This window comes from Frateuria terrea (assembly GCF_900115705.1).
Taxonomy (GTDB): domain Bacteria; phylum Pseudomonadota; class Gammaproteobacteria; order Xanthomonadales; family Rhodanobacteraceae; genus Frateuria_A; species Frateuria_A terrea.
The window spans coordinates 19,467-35,605 of the sequence record NZ_FOXL01000010.1 but is presented as its reverse complement, the minus strand read 5'-3'; the positions used below and the strand labels follow the sequence as shown (position 1 = coordinate 35,605).

Sequence of the window (16,139 nt, the reverse complement as noted above, 5' to 3'; positions counted from 1 at the left end):
TCGCGAGGACACGGCGGAGGAAATCCCATGCGTGCACCTTCGAAACTGCAGCTCCTCTGGCGCGCCTGCGCCGCCACCCTGCTGCTGTGCGCGGCCGGTGTCCTGCCGGCGCAGGCAGCGGCCGATACCGCGGGCGATCCGCCGGACCGGGTCGCCCGCCTTTCCTATATGGAAGGCGATGTGGGCCTGCTGCCTTCCGGCGCGCAGGACTGGGGCGAAGCCGGCATCAACCGCCCGCTGACCACCGGCGACCGGCTGTCCAGCAGCACCGGCGCGCGCGCCGAACTGGAACTGGACGGCGCCGCCCTGCGCCTGGACGGCGGCACCGACGTAGGCTTCCTGCAGCTGGATGACCAGCTGGCCCAGCTCGAGCTCACCCAGGGCACGCTCAGCCTCACCGTGCGCCAGCTCGACGAAGGCCAGAGCTACGAGATCGACACGCCGACCGTGGCGCTGGTGGTCGACCACCCGGGCAGCTTCCGCGTGGACGTCGGGGCCGACGGCCAGGCCACCCGCATTACCGCCTTCGACGGCAACGCCACGGTGTACGGCCAGAACGATGCGCAGCGGCTGGTGGTCGCCGGCCGCAGCTACCGCTTCGCCGACTCCGCGCTGGCCGACGTCGCCGTGGAAGACCTCGCCGGTGGCGACGACTTCGATGCCTGGAGCGACGAGCGCGATCGGCGCTACGCCGATTCCGACTCGCGCCGTTACGTTTCCGACGACGTGATCGGCTACCAGGACCTGGACCGGTACGGCGACTGGAGCAGCGATCCGGAGTACGGGCAGGTGTGGTACCCGGCGCACGTCGACACCGGCTGGGCGCCTTACCGGGACGGCCACTGGGCCTGGGTCGGCCCGTGGGGCTGGACCTGGGTGGACGATGCGCCCTGGGGCTTCGCGCCCTACCACTACGGCCGCTGGGCCTGGCGCAGCCGCGGCTGGTGCTGGGTGCCCGGCCCGATCGGCTGGCGCCCGGTGTATGCGCCGGCGCTGGTCGCGTTCGTCGGTGGCGGCCATTGGCGCGCGTCGGTGGGCAGCGGCGCCCCGATCGGCTGGTACCCGCTCGGACCGGGCGACGTCTACGACCCGTGGTACCGCGGCAGCCGTCGCTACTACACGCGGATCAACGTGACCAACATCCACATGCGCGACCGGGCGGTCAGCGAACGCGTCGACCGCCGCTACCGCGACTGGCACCGCGGCATCGCGCCGCCGGTGCGTGCGCTGCACGGCAAGGGACCACGCGGCTTCACCGCCGTGCCGGCGCGCAATTTTGCCAACGCCGACCGCGTGCAGCGGCATCGGCTGAACATCGATCCGGACAAGCTCGGCGGCGCCCGGCTGCTCGGCCGCGCGGCTACGCCGAAACCCACGCCACACAGCTTCGCGCCGCCGCGTCCGCCGCGCGCTGGCGCGCTGCCGGCACAGGGTTTTCGTCGCGCCGTGGTGGCACGGCATGCGCCCAGTGCCGAACTGGTGGCCGACCGCGCCACCCACGCCCGGCCGCTGGCGGCGCCGGCGCACGTGCGCGTGCTGCGCCCGCATGCCGATACGCTCCCGGCAGTCGCGCGCATCGTCCCGGCCCGTGGCCTCGGCCAGGCACGGGAAGCGCCCCGCGTCCCGATCCAGGCCGGCGGGCGCGACGTCCGCACCGCAGGCGTACCCGCTCGCATGGCGCCGCGCGAGATGCCGCTGCGGCCGGGCGAATTGCGCTCGGCGCGCTTCGTGCGTGCGCATGAGGCAGGCGAGCCCGCGCAGCCGCGCCCGGGCGTGAGTTTCATCTCCACCGCCCGCACCGATCGCGATCGGGCGGCACCGACGTTGCCGCAGGTGCCGCATTTCGAGCGTGCGGATGCATCGCGCACTCCGGTCCGCCGACCGGACGCGGAGGCCGGCCCGCGCTTCCAGCGTGCGCCGGACTTCGACGCCCGTGCCCGCGCGGCGCGCATCGAGGACGCACGGCGCGAGCCCATGCCGCGTCCATCGCCGGTACGCGGCATGGACCGCCCCACCCAGCCGGCGCACCTGCGCGCGCCGGATTTCGACGCGCAACTGCACGCCCGCGCGGCAGCCCCGCCGCCGCGCTTCCAGCGCTCGCCGGACTTCCGCCAGATGCGACCGATGCCGCACGCGGCGCCCATGCAGCGTTCAGCGCCGCCGCCACGCCAGGCGCAACCCGCGCAGTCGCAGGCGCCCGCGCCGCATCCCCGGCACGAGCCGGCGCATCGCTTCGATCCACAGCACTGATCGTGGAAGCGGCGCCCTCGCGGCGCCGCCGCTACAATGCGCCGCCCCGCGACATGGCGCGACCTTCGCAAGCGCCATGTCCCCCGCAATCCAGGCGCACGCCGTGACCGACCCGTCCGAACATCCCGACCGCCCCCCGCACCTTCGCCGCATCCGCAGCTTCGTGCTGCGCGAGGGCCGCATGACGCCGGCGCAGCAGCGGGCCTTCGATGCGCACTGGGCACGCTTCGGCATCGACTACCACGGTGCCGCGCAGGACTTCGACGCCCGCTTCGGCCGCATCGCCCCGCGCGTGCTGGAAATCGGCTTCGGCAACGGCGAGGCGCTGGCCTGGGCCAGCGAGCACGATCCGCTGCGCGACTACATCGGCGTCGAGGTGCACGGCCCCGGCGTGGGCCGGCTGATGAACGCGCTGGCCGAACGCGCGGCGGCGAACGTGCGCATCTACAAACACGACGCGGTCGAAGTGCTCGAGCACGAGATCGCACCGGGCGCGCTGGCCGAGGCGCGCATCTGGTTTCCGGATCCCTGGCACAAGAAGCGGCACAACAAGCGGCGCATCGTGCAGCCGGAGTTCGTCGCGCTGCTCGCCTCGCGCATGGCGGCAGGCGGCCTGCTGCACCTGGCCACCGACTGGCAGCCTTACGCCGAGCACATGCTCGAGGTGATGGAAGCCGCACCCGCGTGGCGCAATGCCATCGCGCCCGGCCAGTATGCGGAGAAGCCGGCCTGGCGCATCGAAACGCACTTCGAGCGGCGCGGGCTGAAGCTCGGACACGGTGTCTGGGACCTGCTCTATCGAAGGGCGTGATGCGCTGCTCCTTCTTCTCTGCGGGGATAGGCTCGGAGTGAGGGGTTGCGCTTGCCTCGGCCTCATCGTCCGAGGCTTTCCAACAGCCTTGCTCGATCAAGCGACCCGCGAGCCCCGGCTCCTCGCCCTGACCTCTCCCCCAGAGGGGCGAGGGTTCAAGAATGTGTCACCGCGCAAGCCCGTGGTTCACCAGCCACTGCAACGTGCCGCTTATACTGGCGGGCAAACAGGGACGGGCCCGGCCGCGTGAGGCATCCACTGCACAATCCCATCCGCTTCCACCACCAGCCCTTCCTGGACGCTCGCTAGTGGCCCTCGCGCTCACCCCCGAAATGATCCTGGTACTCGGGCTGGTGGGCTTCACCATGCTGATGCTGGTGCTGGAATGGATCCGCGCCGACATGGTCGCGCTGCTGGTGGTGGTGGTGATCGGCCTGACCGGGCTGATTCCTTCGGACCGCGTATTCAACGGCTTCGCCGGCAACGCGGTGATCGCAATCATCGCGATCATGATCATGGGCGCGGGACTGGACCGCGCCGGCGTGCTCTCGCTGACCGCCAGCTTCGTGATGCGCATGGCGCGCGGCAAGGAATCGCGGCTGGGCGTGGTGATCAACTCGGTCACCAGCCTGTTCAGCGCGGTGATCCCGAGCCAGGCGCTGGCCGCGCTGATGATCCCGGTGACCAGCCGCCTGTCCGCGCGCACCGGCGTGCCGATCTCGCGGCTGCTGTTGCCGATGGGCTTCTGCATCCTGACCGCGACCAACACCACGCTGATCGCCAACTCGCCGCTGATCGTTCTCAACGACCTGATCGCCAGCGCCAACGCGAACCTGCCGCCCGGCGCGCACACCATTCCGAAGTTCGGCCTGTTCAGCGTGACCCCGGTGGGCCTGGTGCTGGCGTTGCTCGGCATCGGATATTTCTGGCTGTTCGCCCGCAAGCTGCTGCCCGAGCGCGAGGACGAACGCCTGAAGGTGACCCCCGGCCGCACCGAGAGCTACTTCGCCGAGACCTACGGCATCGGCGGCGAGACGGCCGAGCTCACCGTCACCGCCGAAAGCCCGTTGGTCGGCATGAGCATCGGCGAGGTGGAGCAGTTGCATGGCGCGCCACTGATCCTGGCGATCAAGAGCGGCAACGATGCGCGCATGGCGCCGCCGGTCGACTACGTGATCTGGGTCGGCTCGGTGCTCGGCGTGCTGGCGCCACGCGAGGAGATCAGCCGCTTCGCCAACAACCAGCTGTGCAAGGTCTCGCCGCGCATGCGCCAGCTGGGCGAGTTGTTCAACCCGACCCGCGCGGGCATCTCCGAGGCGGTGCTGCCGCCGTCATCGCGCTTCCTCAAGCAGAGCGTGGGCGATCTGCGCCTGCGCAAGCGCTATGGCATCTCGGTGCTGGCGGTGAACCGCGGCGACCAGGTGTTCCGCGACGACGTGCGCGGCGTGAGCCTGCGCGCCGGCGACACGCTGGTGCTGCACTCGAGCTGGCGCGACCTGGCGCTGGCGACCGAGGACAAGGACCTGGTGGTCGTCACCGACATTCCCAAGGAGGAGCAGCGCCCCGGCAAGATCTGGCAGGCGGTGGGTTTCTTCCTGCTGGCCAAGTGCCTGGCGCTGTTCACCCACCTGGACCTGTCGGTAGCGATGATGACCGGCGCGATCGGCATGCTGCTGACCGGCGTACTGAACATGGACGAGGCCTACAAGGCGGTCAACTGGAAGACGATTTTCGTCACGGCCTGTCTCATTCCACTGGGCTGGTCGATGGACGCCACCGGCACCGCGGCCTGGCTGGCGCAGGAGGTGCTCAACCACCTCGGCGGCGCCTCGCCATGGATCCTGCAGACCTGCCTGGCGGTGCTCACGCTGCTGTTCTCGCAGGTCATGTCCAACGTGGGCGCCACGGTGATGATGGTGCCGATCGCGATCAGCGTGGCGGTGGCCACCGGCGGCAACCCTTCAGCGTACGCGCTGATCGTCGCGGTATCCTCGTCCAACACCTTCCTGCTCAGCTCCGGCCACCCGGCCCTGATGATGGTGGCTGGCCCCGGCGGCTACCGCGGCAAGGACTTTCTGCGCGTCGGCGTGCCGCTCACGCTGGCGATGCTGGTGGCCACGCTGGTGATGATCAATCTGCTGTTCCGCTGACTGATTCTTCACTGAATCGCCAAGCGGCCGGGACAGGCCCGCGGCGCCTTCCTTGCAGGCCGGCGGCGCCTGTCTCCCATTGACGTCAATTGCACTGGTGCCTGCCTAGTCTTGCCGGAAGCCTCCTCACGGGGGCCAGGGAACGGGGATATCCGGTTTTGCCTGCTAACGCGGGTGGTGCCGTGCCAACTGGTGGGAAAGAACCGCCTGCGGCATGGCCCAATCAGGACGATGGGACTAGCCACTATGCAGTACTCCCGGATACTTGTTGCATGTCTGACGGCCGCCTGCGTTTCGTCGCTGGCGATCGCCATCCTGTATCGATTCGCCGAGTCCTGGGGCTTGGTGGATCGTCCGGATGAACGCAAACATCACGTAGGCCACATCCCCTTGATCGGGGGCCTGGCGGCATTCATCGGCGTGCTTGCCGGTGCGGTGGTCGACGGCCAGGCGCACCTGTTCACCAGCACGCTGCTGGCCACGGCGGCGGTGCTGGCGGTGGTGGGCGCGCTGGACGACCGCTTCGACCTGAGCGTGCGCACGCGGCTGCTGGTGCAGACCGCCGCGGTACTGACCATGGTCGCGGTGACCGGCGTTCACATCCACACGCTGGGCCATCTCTTCGGCAAGGAATTCGAACTGGGCGTGTTCGGCATTCCGCTGACGGTCATCGCGGTGATCGGTCTGCTCAATGCCTTCAACATGATGGACGGCATCGACGGCCTGGCTGGCACGCTGGCCCTGGTCAGCATCGGCGCCATCATCATGTACCAGGGCCAGCCGCAGTGGCCTGGCGTGATCGTGCTGGTACTCCTGGCCGGTGCGCTGGTGCCTTACCTGGCAGTAAACCTGGGCCTGGTGGGGAAGAAGATTTTCCTCGGCGACGCCGGCAGCATGGTGGTCGGCTACATCCTGGCCTGGACCTTGATCCACCTCAGCCAGAGCGTGCCCGACAACGAGCTTTCCACGATCGACGTGCTGTGGTGCGTCGGCTTGCCGGTGCTGGACACGCTGGCGGTGATGGTGCGCCGCATCCGCGAGGGCAAGAGCCCGTTCAAGCCGGACCGCGGCCACATCCACCACATGATGCTGCGCGCCGGCCTGGGACCGCGCACCACGCTGGTGGCGCTGGTGATGCTGGCGATCGTTCTGGCGCTGACGGGCATGCTCACCCACTCGCTGGCGCCCGGCAGCAACCTGCTCGCCTTCGGCGCGCTGACGCTCATCTACGTCACCACCACCAACCGTGTGTGGCAGCGCCAGCAGGCCCAAGGGCCGGCTCCGCGTCCCCTGCCCGCGCCCGCCCCCGTGCATACGGCACATGGCATGCTGACCAGCGCCCGCGTCCTCGCCTTCCCGCAGAAGCCCACCCGTGCCGGCCTGGGACGGCGGCCGGATGACGGATCCAAGCGCGGCGCGGCGGCGGAATGAATCGGATCCACTGCTGCCGATTCCCCGGCCTGGCGTAGACAGCGCACCAGCCAGCACTCGACGCGTAGCCGACGAACCAACGTCGGCTACGCGTCAGCGTGCGGGCAAGGCAGGACTCGCCGGAAACCACATGCGCGACCACTGCTGCGCATGGTGTGACGGAAGCCTCAGCGCGTCGGTTCACTGCCCGCCGCTTCACAGCCCATCCACCCGATCGCACCTAGTTTTTTTGCCAGCGTGCTCGACAGCAGCGTGCGGGGATCCCGCGAACGCGCCATTTCCGAGGGAGTTCTCCGAGTGACCAGCAAACCCGGCCTGGCCATGCAGACCAGCGCTGCGGGCCGGCCCATCACATCGGCAGTGCCTGGCTGGCGACATCACCTGTACCGCTTGAGCCGCAGCCGTTTCCTGCGCAACGTTGCGGCGGTGGCGACCGGCACGGCCGCCGCTCAAGCGGTCACCGTCGCCTGCGCGCCGCTGATCGCACGCCAGTATGGCCCGGCCGCCTTCGGCGTCCTGGGCAGCTTCACCGCCTTGCTGGGCGTCATCGGTCCGATCGCGGCGCTCAGCTATCCCATCGCCATCGTGTTGCCGGCGCGCGAAAGCGATGCCCGTGGGCTGGCGTGGCTGTCCGTGGCGATCGCGCTGACCAGCTCGGTGCTGGTCGAACTGGCGGTATTCGTCGTCGGTGGGCCGTTGGTCAGGCTGCTGCAGCTTGAGGCGATCGAACCTTTCCTGCCATGGCTGGGGCCGGCGATGTTCCTCGCTGCCTGCCTGCAGGTGGTCGAGCAGTGGCGTATCCGCACCAAGCAGTTCACCCTGACCGCGCGCGTGGCCGTGCTGCAGTCGCTGCTGATGAATGGCGCCAAGGCGGTGGCCGGCTTCGTCCAGCCGCTTGCCGCCACGCTGGTCGTACTGGCCACGCTCGGCAATGGGCTGTATGCGACGATGCTCGCGTCCGGCATGCGTGGAAGTTTGTTTCGCCGTGCCGGGCCGGGGCAGACGTCGCTGCGCGAGCTGGCATGCCGGCATCGCGACTTCGCGCTCTACCGCGCGCCGCAGATCGGGCTCAATGCCGCGGCCCAGGGCCTGCCCGTGGTCATGCTCGCCAGCCTGTTCGGCACCAGCGCAGCGGGCTTCTACACGCTCGCGCGGACGGTGCTTTCCATGCCCTTCCGTCTCATCGGCAAAGCCGTCAGCGACGTGTTCTATCCGCGCTTCACCGAAGCCGCGCGGCACGGCGCGGACCTGCGCCGACTGTTGCTCAAAGGCACCGGCCTGCTCGCCGTGGCCGGCATCGTGCCGTTCGGTCTGGTGGCGGTGTCCGGCCCATCGCTGTTCCGCTGGGTGTTTGGTGCAGCCTGGGCGCCCACCGGCGAGTACGCGCGCTGGCTAGCCATCTGGCTCTTCTTTGGTTTCCTCAATCGCCCCAGCGTGGCCGCCATCGCCACGCTGTCCCTGCAGGGCTTCTACCTGGTCTACGAAATCGGCAGCGTGGTGTTGCGCGCAGCGGCCATCTACGCAGGCTTTGCCTGGTTCCACAGCGACGTGGCGGCGGTGGCCGGGTTCAGCCTGGCCGGCGCCGTACTTAACGCCGCGTTGATTTCGGCAACGTTAGCCTGCAGTGGAGGAAGCAGGGCCAGCGTGACCGCCGGCCTGGCCGTGCCGGGGAGCGCCGCAGATGACGCCCCGAGACATGACAAGGCGTCTATGACAACCACTCAACGCTCCAGCACGCGGGAGAAACTGGCCGGCTTGCTGGCCTATCTGCCTGACCCGATTTTCTACCAGTACAGGTATTTCATTACCCACCGCCGCCTCTGCAACTTCAGGCGTCCCCGGTATTTCTCGGAAAAGATCTTCCATCGGATGCGGCATCCGCGGCCCTTCTTTTCGCGCCTGGCCGACAAGCTCGCTGCACGTGGCTATATCGCCGATCGCGTGGGCGAGCGGTATCTGGTGCCGCTCTACCACTCTTGCGAGCGGGTCTGCGTCGATACGTTCGATCGCCTTCCCGACACCTTCGTGATGAAGTCGAACCACAGCGCGGGGCAGGTCTACGTGGTGCACGACAAGCGCCAGGAAGACCTCGAGGCGCTGGCGACCCTGGCCAACAGCTGGCTGGACGGCGGGGTCACCGTGCGCAAGCGCGAGAAGCACTATCGCGCGATCCCCCCGAGGATCCTGTTCGAGAAGGCGTTGCTGGAAGACGGCAATCCGCCGGACGACTACAAGTTCAACGTGTTCAATCCGGGCGGCGAGCGCGCACCGTTCGTGTTCATCCAGTACATGCGCGGGCGCTTCGTGCACCTGACGCAGGACCTGTTCCTGGCCGACTGGAGCCCCGCGCCGTTCAAGCTGCAGAACCAGAAGTGCCACGGCGCGCTGAGTCCGCGCCCGCCGCTGCTGGAGGAAATGCTGAAGCTGGCGACCACCCTGGCCGAGCCACTGGGCTACCTGAGGGTGGATTTTTACGTGCATGACGGGCGCATCTATATAGGTGAACTCACGCTCACTCCTGGTGCCGGCTACTACGTGTTCGCGCCGCGCGACTGGGACCTCTGGCTTGGCCAGCGGTTCGGCTGGCCTGAGGGTCCCACGTCGGACTCCGCCTCGAGAGGCAACCGCTCGTCTCGCGACTACGCCGCCATCGCGGGCACGGTCGAGGGGCAATGATGCCAACGCCATCCATTCACAACGATCGCCCGCCCGGTAGCCAGGACGGCAGCCGGCCGTGCCATGCACGACCAGGCCAAACCGACGCCATGCGACAGTCGCGCAAGATACTGGTGTACAAGGGCGACCTTCTGCCCTACTCGGAAACCTTCATCCGCGAGCAGGTGCGCATGCTTGTGCGCTGGCACGGCGTGCTGGTCGGCGAGCGGCTTCTCCCCGCAGGATTGCCGCTGGACGAGCTGGATGTGCGCCTGGTCGGTTTCCGCAACCGGCTGCTCCACCGCTTGGCCCGGGCCAGCACCCGGCTGGCGACGCTGCCGCCGAACAAGCTGGCGCGGCTGCGCGCCGAACGGGCGCAACTGCTGCACGTCCACTTCGGCACCGACGCATACCTGATCTGGCCGGTGGCGCGGCAACTGGACCTGCCGGTGCTGGTCACCCTGCACGGCTACGACATCCATACGGACCGCCAGTGGTGGGAGTCCGGACGCGGCGGCTTCGTCCTGCGCGGTTATCCGAAGGGCCTGCTGGCTATCGCGCGCGATCCGCGCGTGCACTTCATCGCCGTGTCGCGCGCCATCAAGAAGCGCGCGATCGAGGTCGGCATTCCCGCCGGGAAGATCAGCGTCAACCACATCGGCGTGGACACGCGCCGCTTCGTCCCGGGCGGCCTGCCGCTGGCGCAGCGCAACGAGGTGCTCTTCGTCGGCCGCCTGGTGGAAAAGAAGGGATGCCAGTACCTGATCGAGGCCTTCAGCCAGGTGCAGGAGCGCTTCCCGGAGGCGCGGCTGGTGATCGTGGGCAATGGTCCGCAGAAGCCGAGGCTGCGCGCGCTGGCCCAGCAACTAGGCGTGCGTGTCGAATTCGCCGGCTCGCTCTCGCCAGGGGAGGTATGTGAACGGCTGCACCGCGCGCGCGTGTTCTGCCTGCCGAGCATCACCGCGAGCAACGGTGACGCCGAGGGCCTGGGCATCGTGCTGCTGGAAGCCCAGGCTGCCGGCGTACCGGTGATCACCTCCGCGCGCGGCGGTGCCGACGAGGGCATCGTCCACGGCAGCACCGGCTTCGCGCATGCCGAGAAGGACGTGGCCGCCCTCCGCGACGGCCTTGCGGCCCTGCTGGGCAACGACGAACTGGCCGCCCGGTTCGGCGCTGGCGGGCGGAAGCACATGGTGGAGAACATGGATATCCGCGACTGCGTGGCACGACTGGAAACCATCTATGACCGCCATGCGTCCACCTACCAGCCGGTCGCCCACTCGCACGCGCTCGAGCCGGAGGAACGCGGATCGGCCGCTTGATATAGGAGAGTCTCTCGCGTGGGCCGCCCGGCCCCGATGCGCCGGCAGGCCGGCCCATCATCGGCGTCCGGAAGGCCTGCGCAAGAGCACGGAAGTCCCAAAAAGAAGGGTTGCATCCGGTTGTCGGGGAAACGTCGTTCTTTGCACGCCCGTGCAACCGTACAGCCGCCCACGATGTGACGAAACGGAGTGAAGCCATGTTCATATCGGACAGAATCGTTTTTCTCGAGCTGCAGAAAACCGGATGCACGCACATCCGCGACCTGCTCGACGAGCTCGTGGGTGGAAGACTGGTCGGCAAGCACAACCAGGCGAGCCGGCGCCTGTTTTCCGAGGGGAGGATCTTCCTGGGGTCGGTCAGGGACCCGTGGGACTGGTACGTCTCGCTGTGGGCCTTCGGCTGCCACCGCAAGGGCACGGTGTTCGGCAACGTGACCAAGCATGGCATCAAGTTCAAGGGCCGCGGCTGGAGGACGAACCCGCTGTCGGCCGTTCACGAACTCCTGCAAAGCCGGCCCAACCGGATCGCGGACAAATGGAGGCGCACCTACCAGGACGTCAACGACCCCGGCGCCTTCCGCGAATGGCTGCACATGATGCACGACAAGGAATTCCGTCCGGACGTCGAGGGCTATGCCCAATCCGGCGTGGGCCAGGTCACGGGCTTCCTGACCTACAGCTACCTGAAGACGTTCGCCTGCAAGAAAGGCAACATGGATGCATTGAATGCCATCGCCACCAGCGACCAGCTGACCGATTACGAGGCAAGCAACTGCTTCATCGACTACTTCGTGCGCAACGAGCACCTGGAATCCGATCTGCTGGACGCACTCAAGAGCGCCGGATTCGAGTTCTCCCCGGCGACCGAAGCGAAAGTGCTCTCCCGTCCCAAGACCAACACCACGAGCCGGAAGCGGAAACTCGACTACTACTACGACGCGCCGTCGGAGCAGTTGATCGACTACTGGGACAGGCTGGTCGTGGAGAAATTCGGTTACGCGGTCCCGAGCATGAGGGAACACCCTGACGAACAGGCTCCCATCCAGCTGGCCAGCGGCACGCCGGCACGTGGTTCGTCGCTCGCGGCCAACTGAAGCAACGGCGGCTGCCGGATAGCGCCGACCACGGAGGACCGGGCGACGCCATGGATGGCGCCGCCTCAACCGCCCCCTCGCGCTCACGGGTCCGGGCGTACCGCTTGCCGCTCGCTTTGCTTTGGCAGGCAACGCCTGCTGTGTTCGGGAACGTGGCTACCGCACCGTCGAGCAAAAAAAACCCGGCGCACCTCCGTTGGATCGGAGATGCGCCGGGGTTTTGATGTCACCTCGGCAAGACCAAGACGTCCCGAAGCCTCGCCGTGGGGCGCCTACCCGGCCTACGGCCGGGAGGTTCCCGCCTCCATCTCATCCCAGCAAGGTATCGATCACCCGCTGCGCCAGCTCGTCCACGGCCAGCCCCTGTGTCTGCAGGTGCAGCTCGGGCTGCTCCGGACGCTCGTAGGGCGAGTCGATACCGGTGAAGTTCTTGATCTGGCCGGCGCGGGCCTTCGCGTACAGGCCCTTGGGATCGCGCTCGGCACACACCTCCAGCGGCGTGTCGACGAACACCTCGCGGAATTCGCCGTTCTCGAACAACCGCCGCGCCATGCCGCGTTCGCTGCGGAACGGGCTGATGAAGGACACCAGCACGATCAGTCCCGCGTCCACCATCAGCTTCGACACCTCGGCAACGCGGCGGATGTTCTCCACGCGATCCTCCTCGGTGAAGCCCAGATCGCGGTTGAGGCCGTGGCGCACGTTGTCGCCGTCGAGCATGTACGTGTGGTAGCCCATCGCGTGCAGGCGTTTCTCGACCACGTTGGCGATGGTCGACTTGCCCGAGCCGGACAGTCCGGTGAACCACAGGCAAGCCGGGGTCTGGCCCTTGATGCGCGCACGGGCCGTGCGGTCGACGTCGGTGTGTTGCCAGTGGATGTTGTCGGCGCGGCGCAGCGCGAAGTCGAGCGTGCCGGCGGCGACGGTGGCGTTGGTCTGCCGGTCGATCAGGATGAACGCACCGAGCTCGCGGCAGTCGGCGTACGACTCGAACGCGATCGCGTGGTCCAGGCCGAGGTTGCAATAGCCCACCTCGTTGAGTTCCAGGCGCTTGGCCGGCCGCTTCTCCTGCGTGTTCACGTCGACGCGGTGCTTGATCTCGGTCACCTGCGCCGTGACCAGGCGCGCGCCGATCTTCATCCAGTAAGGGCGGCCGGGCAGCAATGCGGCGCCGTCCATCCACAGCACGTGCGCGGCGAACTGGTCGGCCACCTGCGGCGGCGAGGAGATCGCCGCGATCACGTCGCCGCGGCTGATGTCGCGCTCGTCCTCGAGTTGGATCGCCACCGCGTCGCCGGCGACGGCGCGCGGCAGGTCGCCATCGGGCGTGACGATGCGCGCCACCCGAGAGCGCACGCCGCTGGGCAGCGCCACCACTTCGTCGCCCGGGGCGATCGCACCGGCCACCACCTGGCCGGCATAACCGCGGAAATTCTGGTTGGGCCGGCACACCCACTGCACCGGCATGCGGAAGCCGAGCTTGCTCACGGCGCGCTCGACCTGCACCGTCTCCAGGTGCTCGAGCAGGCTGGGCCCGTTGTACCAGCCCATCGCCTGAGAGCGGTTGGAGACGTTCTCGCCGTGCAGCGCGGACAGCGGCACGGCGGTGACGTGCTCGATGCCCATCTGCGCGGCGACCACGCGGTAGTCGCTCTCGATGCGCTTGAAGGTGCTCTGCGCGTAGCCGGCCAGGTCCATCTTGTTGACCGCCAGCAGCACGTGGCGGATGCCAAGCAGCCCGCAGATGTAGGTGTGCCGCCGGGTCTGCGTGAGCAGACCCTTGCGCGCATCGACCAGCACGACGGCGAGGTCCGCGGTGGACGCTCCGGTGGCCATGTTGCGCGTGTACTGCTCGTGCCCCGGGCAGTCGGCAACGATGAACTTGCGCTTGTCCGTGCTGAAGAAGCGGTAGGCCACGTCGATGGTGATGCCCTGCTCCTGCTCCGCGGCCAGGCCGTCGACCAGCAGTGCGAAATCCAGCTCGCCGTTCTGCGTGCCGTGACGCAGGCTGTCGCCCTCGAGCGCCGCGAGCTGGTCGTCGAACAGCAGCTTGGTGTCGTACAGCAGGCGCCCGAGCAGGGTGCTCTTGCCGTCGTCCACGCTGCCGCAGGTGATGAAGCGCAGCAGGCTCTTGGTCTCGTGGCGCTGCAGGTAATCGTCGATCGCGGTGACGGCGGCGCTCGACTGGCTGTCGGTGGTCTTAAGATCCATCAGAAATACCCTTCCTGCTTCTTCTTTTCCATGGAGGCCGAGGCATCCTGGTCGATGATGCGGCCCTGCCGCTCGGAGGTGCGCGCGATCAGCATTTCCTGGATCACCGCTGGCAGCGTGTCGGCCTCGGACTCGATCGCCGCGGTGAGCGGGTAGCAGCCGAGCGTGCGGAAGCGCACCTTGCGCATCTGCGGCACCTCGCCGGGTTCGAGCGGCATGCGGTCGTCATCGACCATGATCAGCTGGCCGTCACGCTCGACCACCGGCCGCTCGGCGGCCAGGTACAGCGAGGGCACCTCGATGTTCTCGCGGTAGATGTAGAGCCAGATGTCCAGTTCCGTCCAGTTCGACAGCGGGAACACGCGCACGCTCTCGCCCTTGTGGATGCGCGTGTTGTACAGGCTCCACAGCTCCGGGCGCTGGCTCTTCGGATCCCAGCGGTGCTGCGCGTTGCGGAAAGAGAACACGCGCTCCTTGGCGCGCGATTTCTCCTCGTCGCGGCGCGCGCCGCCGATGGCCGCGTCGAACTTGTACTGGTTGAGCGCCTGCTTGAGCGCCTGCGTCTTCATGACGTCGGTATGCACGGTGGCGCCGTGGCTGAACGGGTTCACCCCCTGCGCCACGCCTTCCTGGTTGGTGTGCACCAGCAAACGGCAGCCGGTCTCCTTCGCGCGGCGGTCGCGGAAGGCGATCATCTCGCGGAATTTCCAGGTGGTGTCCACGTGCAGCATCGGGATCGGCGGCGGCGCGGGGTAGAACGCCTTCAGCATCAGGTGCAGCAGCACCGAGGAATCCTTGCCGACCGAGTAGAGCATCACCGGGTTGGCAAATTCCGCGGCCACCTCGCGCATGATGTGGATAGCCTCGGTTTCCAGCCGCTTCAGATGCGATGAAGTGGCGAGTGACTGGATGTCGGCAGCGCCGGCGCGCGCTGCGGCGTCGCTGCGCGGGGTGCCGTTCTGATCCGGAATTGCAGCCAGGGCCATGGGCATGTTTCCTTGTCCGTGTGAAGACGCCAAAGTCGGCAATGCTGGGACTTTAGATATGGCGCCGTGAAAGAAATTGATAGATTCCCGTTATGCGCGCCAGCTATATCGGCCGCAAGCGCGATTCAAATTCCGAGCGAAAGCGCCAATCGGTTGGCGAGATAGGTTTTGGCTCGTTCGCGCCTGGCACGCCGTGAAGGATGGCGCGCCTCGAGCCGTTCGTAGCCGAAATCCTCCAGCACTGGGCCGGCGACCATATTCGCTAGGGCGATCTCGTAATCGGTGATCTGCGCCTTCCACGCCTCCAACGGCTTGTGCGAGACGCCGCCGAAAGCTTCGTTGCTGGTGCTGTTTCCCTGCCAGTGCTCACCCATCGAGGTGGGCCGCGTAAGCAGGTCCAGGTAGTCGATGTCCAGGAACGAAGCCACTTGGCGCATGGTCGCGGCGATGTGGCCGAGCAAGTCCTCGAAGCGGATGCAGAGGTAATCGGGTACCGCCAGCCGGTTGGTGAACAGGTGGTGATAGGAGTTGTGCAGGGAGCACGCCATCGGCCACAGATAGGGGAAGTTCCCCGTGTTCGCCTGCAGCATGCGGCGCAGCGCGACCACCGTGGCATAGGGATTGCGGACGATGTGGATGAAGCGCGCGCCGGGGAAATAGCGCGCAAGGACGTAGGCAAACTCGGCGTGTTCCACCGACTTCTCCACCAGCATGGACCCATCGCGCGGTGGCGTGCCGGCTGCGGCTTCATAGGCCGCGCGCATGTAGCCCATGAAGAACGCCGGCATGTCGGTCGGATCGAGGGCGCGCAGGCGCGGTTCGAGCACTTCCATGCGGTAGGCGAAGCCCGGTGCGTCCGCATACGGGTTGCCCGGGCGGGTATCGAGGCGGATCTGGTCGAGCATCCGTTCGACCAGTTCGTTGCCCTCGAGCCCGTGCGGCAGGTTGCGTCGACGGCGGTAGTTCACCCAGTGGTCGGTGAACTGGAACAGGTGCGTTTCCTTCGGCAGCACCGCCAGTTCCGGATGGCCGTCCAGAAGGCTGCGCAACAGGCTGCTGCCGCTCTTGTGCGAGCCGAGCAGGAATACCGGCGGGCGTTCGCCCGAAGGGCTCTGGCAAGTTTCCGGCGGCGTACCGCGCGGGTCCCTGCCGGCAGCCGGGATGGGCACAGGTCCGCCGGACGGGCGCCCTTGTCCGCCGTCGCGGTCTGCGAGCGAGTTCCAGTTCAT

General features: G+C 67.7%; 10 protein-coding genes. 7 read left to right on the top strand and 3 right to left on the bottom strand.

The window, feature by feature from the left end; translation table 11 throughout:
- Positions 1–27 precede the first annotated feature (27 nt).
- The 7 genes from BMZ38_RS16040 (at position 28) to BMZ38_RS16010 (ending at position 11,713) form a co-directional block, all read left to right on the top strand.
- Complete coding sequence (locus BMZ38_RS16040) at positions 28–2,250, top strand: DUF6600 domain-containing protein (RefSeq protein ID WP_091340092.1); 2,223 nt, start codon at positions 28–30, stop codon at positions 2,248–2,250.
- Between the two features lie 76 nt (positions 2,251–2,326).
- Positions 2,327–3,061, top strand: a complete 735-nt coding sequence (gene trmB / locus BMZ38_RS16035) for a tRNA (guanosine(46)-N7)-methyltransferase TrmB (protein WP_091340089.1) — start codon at positions 2,327–2,329, stop codon at positions 3,059–3,061.
- Positions 3,062–3,393: 332 nt separating this feature from the next.
- Positions 3,394–5,211: an SLC13 family permease gene (locus BMZ38_RS16030; protein ID WP_091340086.1), complete on the top strand. Its 1,818-nt coding sequence runs from the start codon at positions 3,394–3,396 to the stop codon at positions 5,209–5,211.
- 390 nt (positions 5,212–5,601) lie between these two features.
- Positions 5,602–6,642, top strand: coding sequence for an MraY family glycosyltransferase (locus BMZ38_RS16025; protein ID WP_245747325.1), 1,041 nt, complete (start codon positions 5,602–5,604; stop codon positions 6,640–6,642).
- A gap of 297 nt (positions 6,643–6,939) precedes the next feature.
- The gene (locus BMZ38_RS16020) at positions 6,940–9,318 is read left to right on the top strand and encodes an ATP-grasp fold amidoligase family protein (RefSeq protein ID WP_091340079.1); all 2,379 of its coding nucleotides are present in this window, start codon (positions 6,940–6,942) and stop codon (positions 9,316–9,318) included.
- 89 nt (positions 9,319–9,407) lie between these two features.
- Positions 9,408–10,619, top strand: a complete 1,212-nt coding sequence (locus BMZ38_RS16015; RefSeq protein WP_175483805.1) for a glycosyltransferase — start codon at positions 9,408–9,410, stop codon at positions 10,617–10,619.
- Positions 10,620–10,816: 197 nt separating this feature from the next.
- Positions 10,817–11,713 carry a hypothetical protein gene (locus tag BMZ38_RS16010; protein ID WP_091340074.1) on the top strand — a complete coding sequence of 299 codons (897 nt, stop codon included), beginning with the start codon at positions 10,817–10,819 and terminating at the stop codon, positions 11,711–11,713.
- A gap of 309 nt (positions 11,714–12,022) precedes the next feature.
- Here the strand turns inward: BMZ38_RS16010 and cysN are convergent, their stop codons facing one another.
- The 3 genes from cysN to BMZ38_RS15995 all read right to left on the bottom strand — a co-directional run bounded on the left by cysN (position 12,023) and on the right by BMZ38_RS15995 (position 16,139).
- Positions 12,023–13,924 (bottom strand): sulfate adenylyltransferase subunit CysN, encoded by a 1,902-nt coding sequence (gene cysN / locus BMZ38_RS16005; protein WP_091340071.1) that lies wholly within the window; start codon positions 13,922–13,924, stop codon positions 12,023–12,025.
- The gene (gene cysD, locus BMZ38_RS16000; protein WP_091340069.1) at positions 13,924–14,910 is read right to left on the bottom strand and encodes a sulfate adenylyltransferase subunit CysD; all 987 of its coding nucleotides are present in this window, start codon (positions 14,908–14,910) and stop codon (positions 13,924–13,926) included. The genes cysN and cysD overlap by 1 nt, the downstream gene beginning before the upstream one ends.
- 125 nt (positions 14,911–15,035) lie before the next feature.
- Complete coding sequence (locus BMZ38_RS15995; protein ID WP_091340067.1) at positions 15,036–16,139, bottom strand: sulfotransferase family protein; 1,104 nt, start codon at positions 16,137–16,139, stop codon at positions 15,036–15,038.

Coding starts and splice junctions, on each gene's coding strand:
- cysD (WP_091340069.1), bottom strand. CDS start 14,910: ATGGCCCTGGCTGCAATTCCGGATCAGAACGGCACCCCGCGCAGCGAC.
- BMZ38_RS16030 (WP_091340086.1), top strand. CDS start 3,394: ATGATCCTGGTACTCGGGCTGGTGGGCTTCACCATGCTGATGCTGGTG.
- cysN (WP_091340071.1), bottom strand. CDS start 13,924: ATGGATCTTAAGACCACCGACAGCCAGTCGAGCGCCGCCGTCACCGCG.
- BMZ38_RS15995 (WP_091340067.1), bottom strand. CDS start 16,139: ATGAACTGGAACTCGCTCGCAGACCGCGACGGCGGACAAGGGCGCCCG.
- trmB (WP_091340089.1), top strand. CDS start 2,327: ATGTCCCCCGCAATCCAGGCGCACGCCGTGACCGACCCGTCCGAACAT.
- BMZ38_RS16015 (WP_175483805.1), top strand. CDS start 9,408: ATGCGACAGTCGCGCAAGATACTGGTGTACAAGGGCGACCTTCTGCCC.
- BMZ38_RS16040 (WP_091340092.1), top strand. CDS start 28: ATGCGTGCACCTTCGAAACTGCAGCTCCTCTGGCGCGCCTGCGCCGCC.
- BMZ38_RS16010 (WP_091340074.1), top strand. CDS start 10,817: ATGTTCATATCGGACAGAATCGTTTTTCTCGAGCTGCAGAAAACCGGA.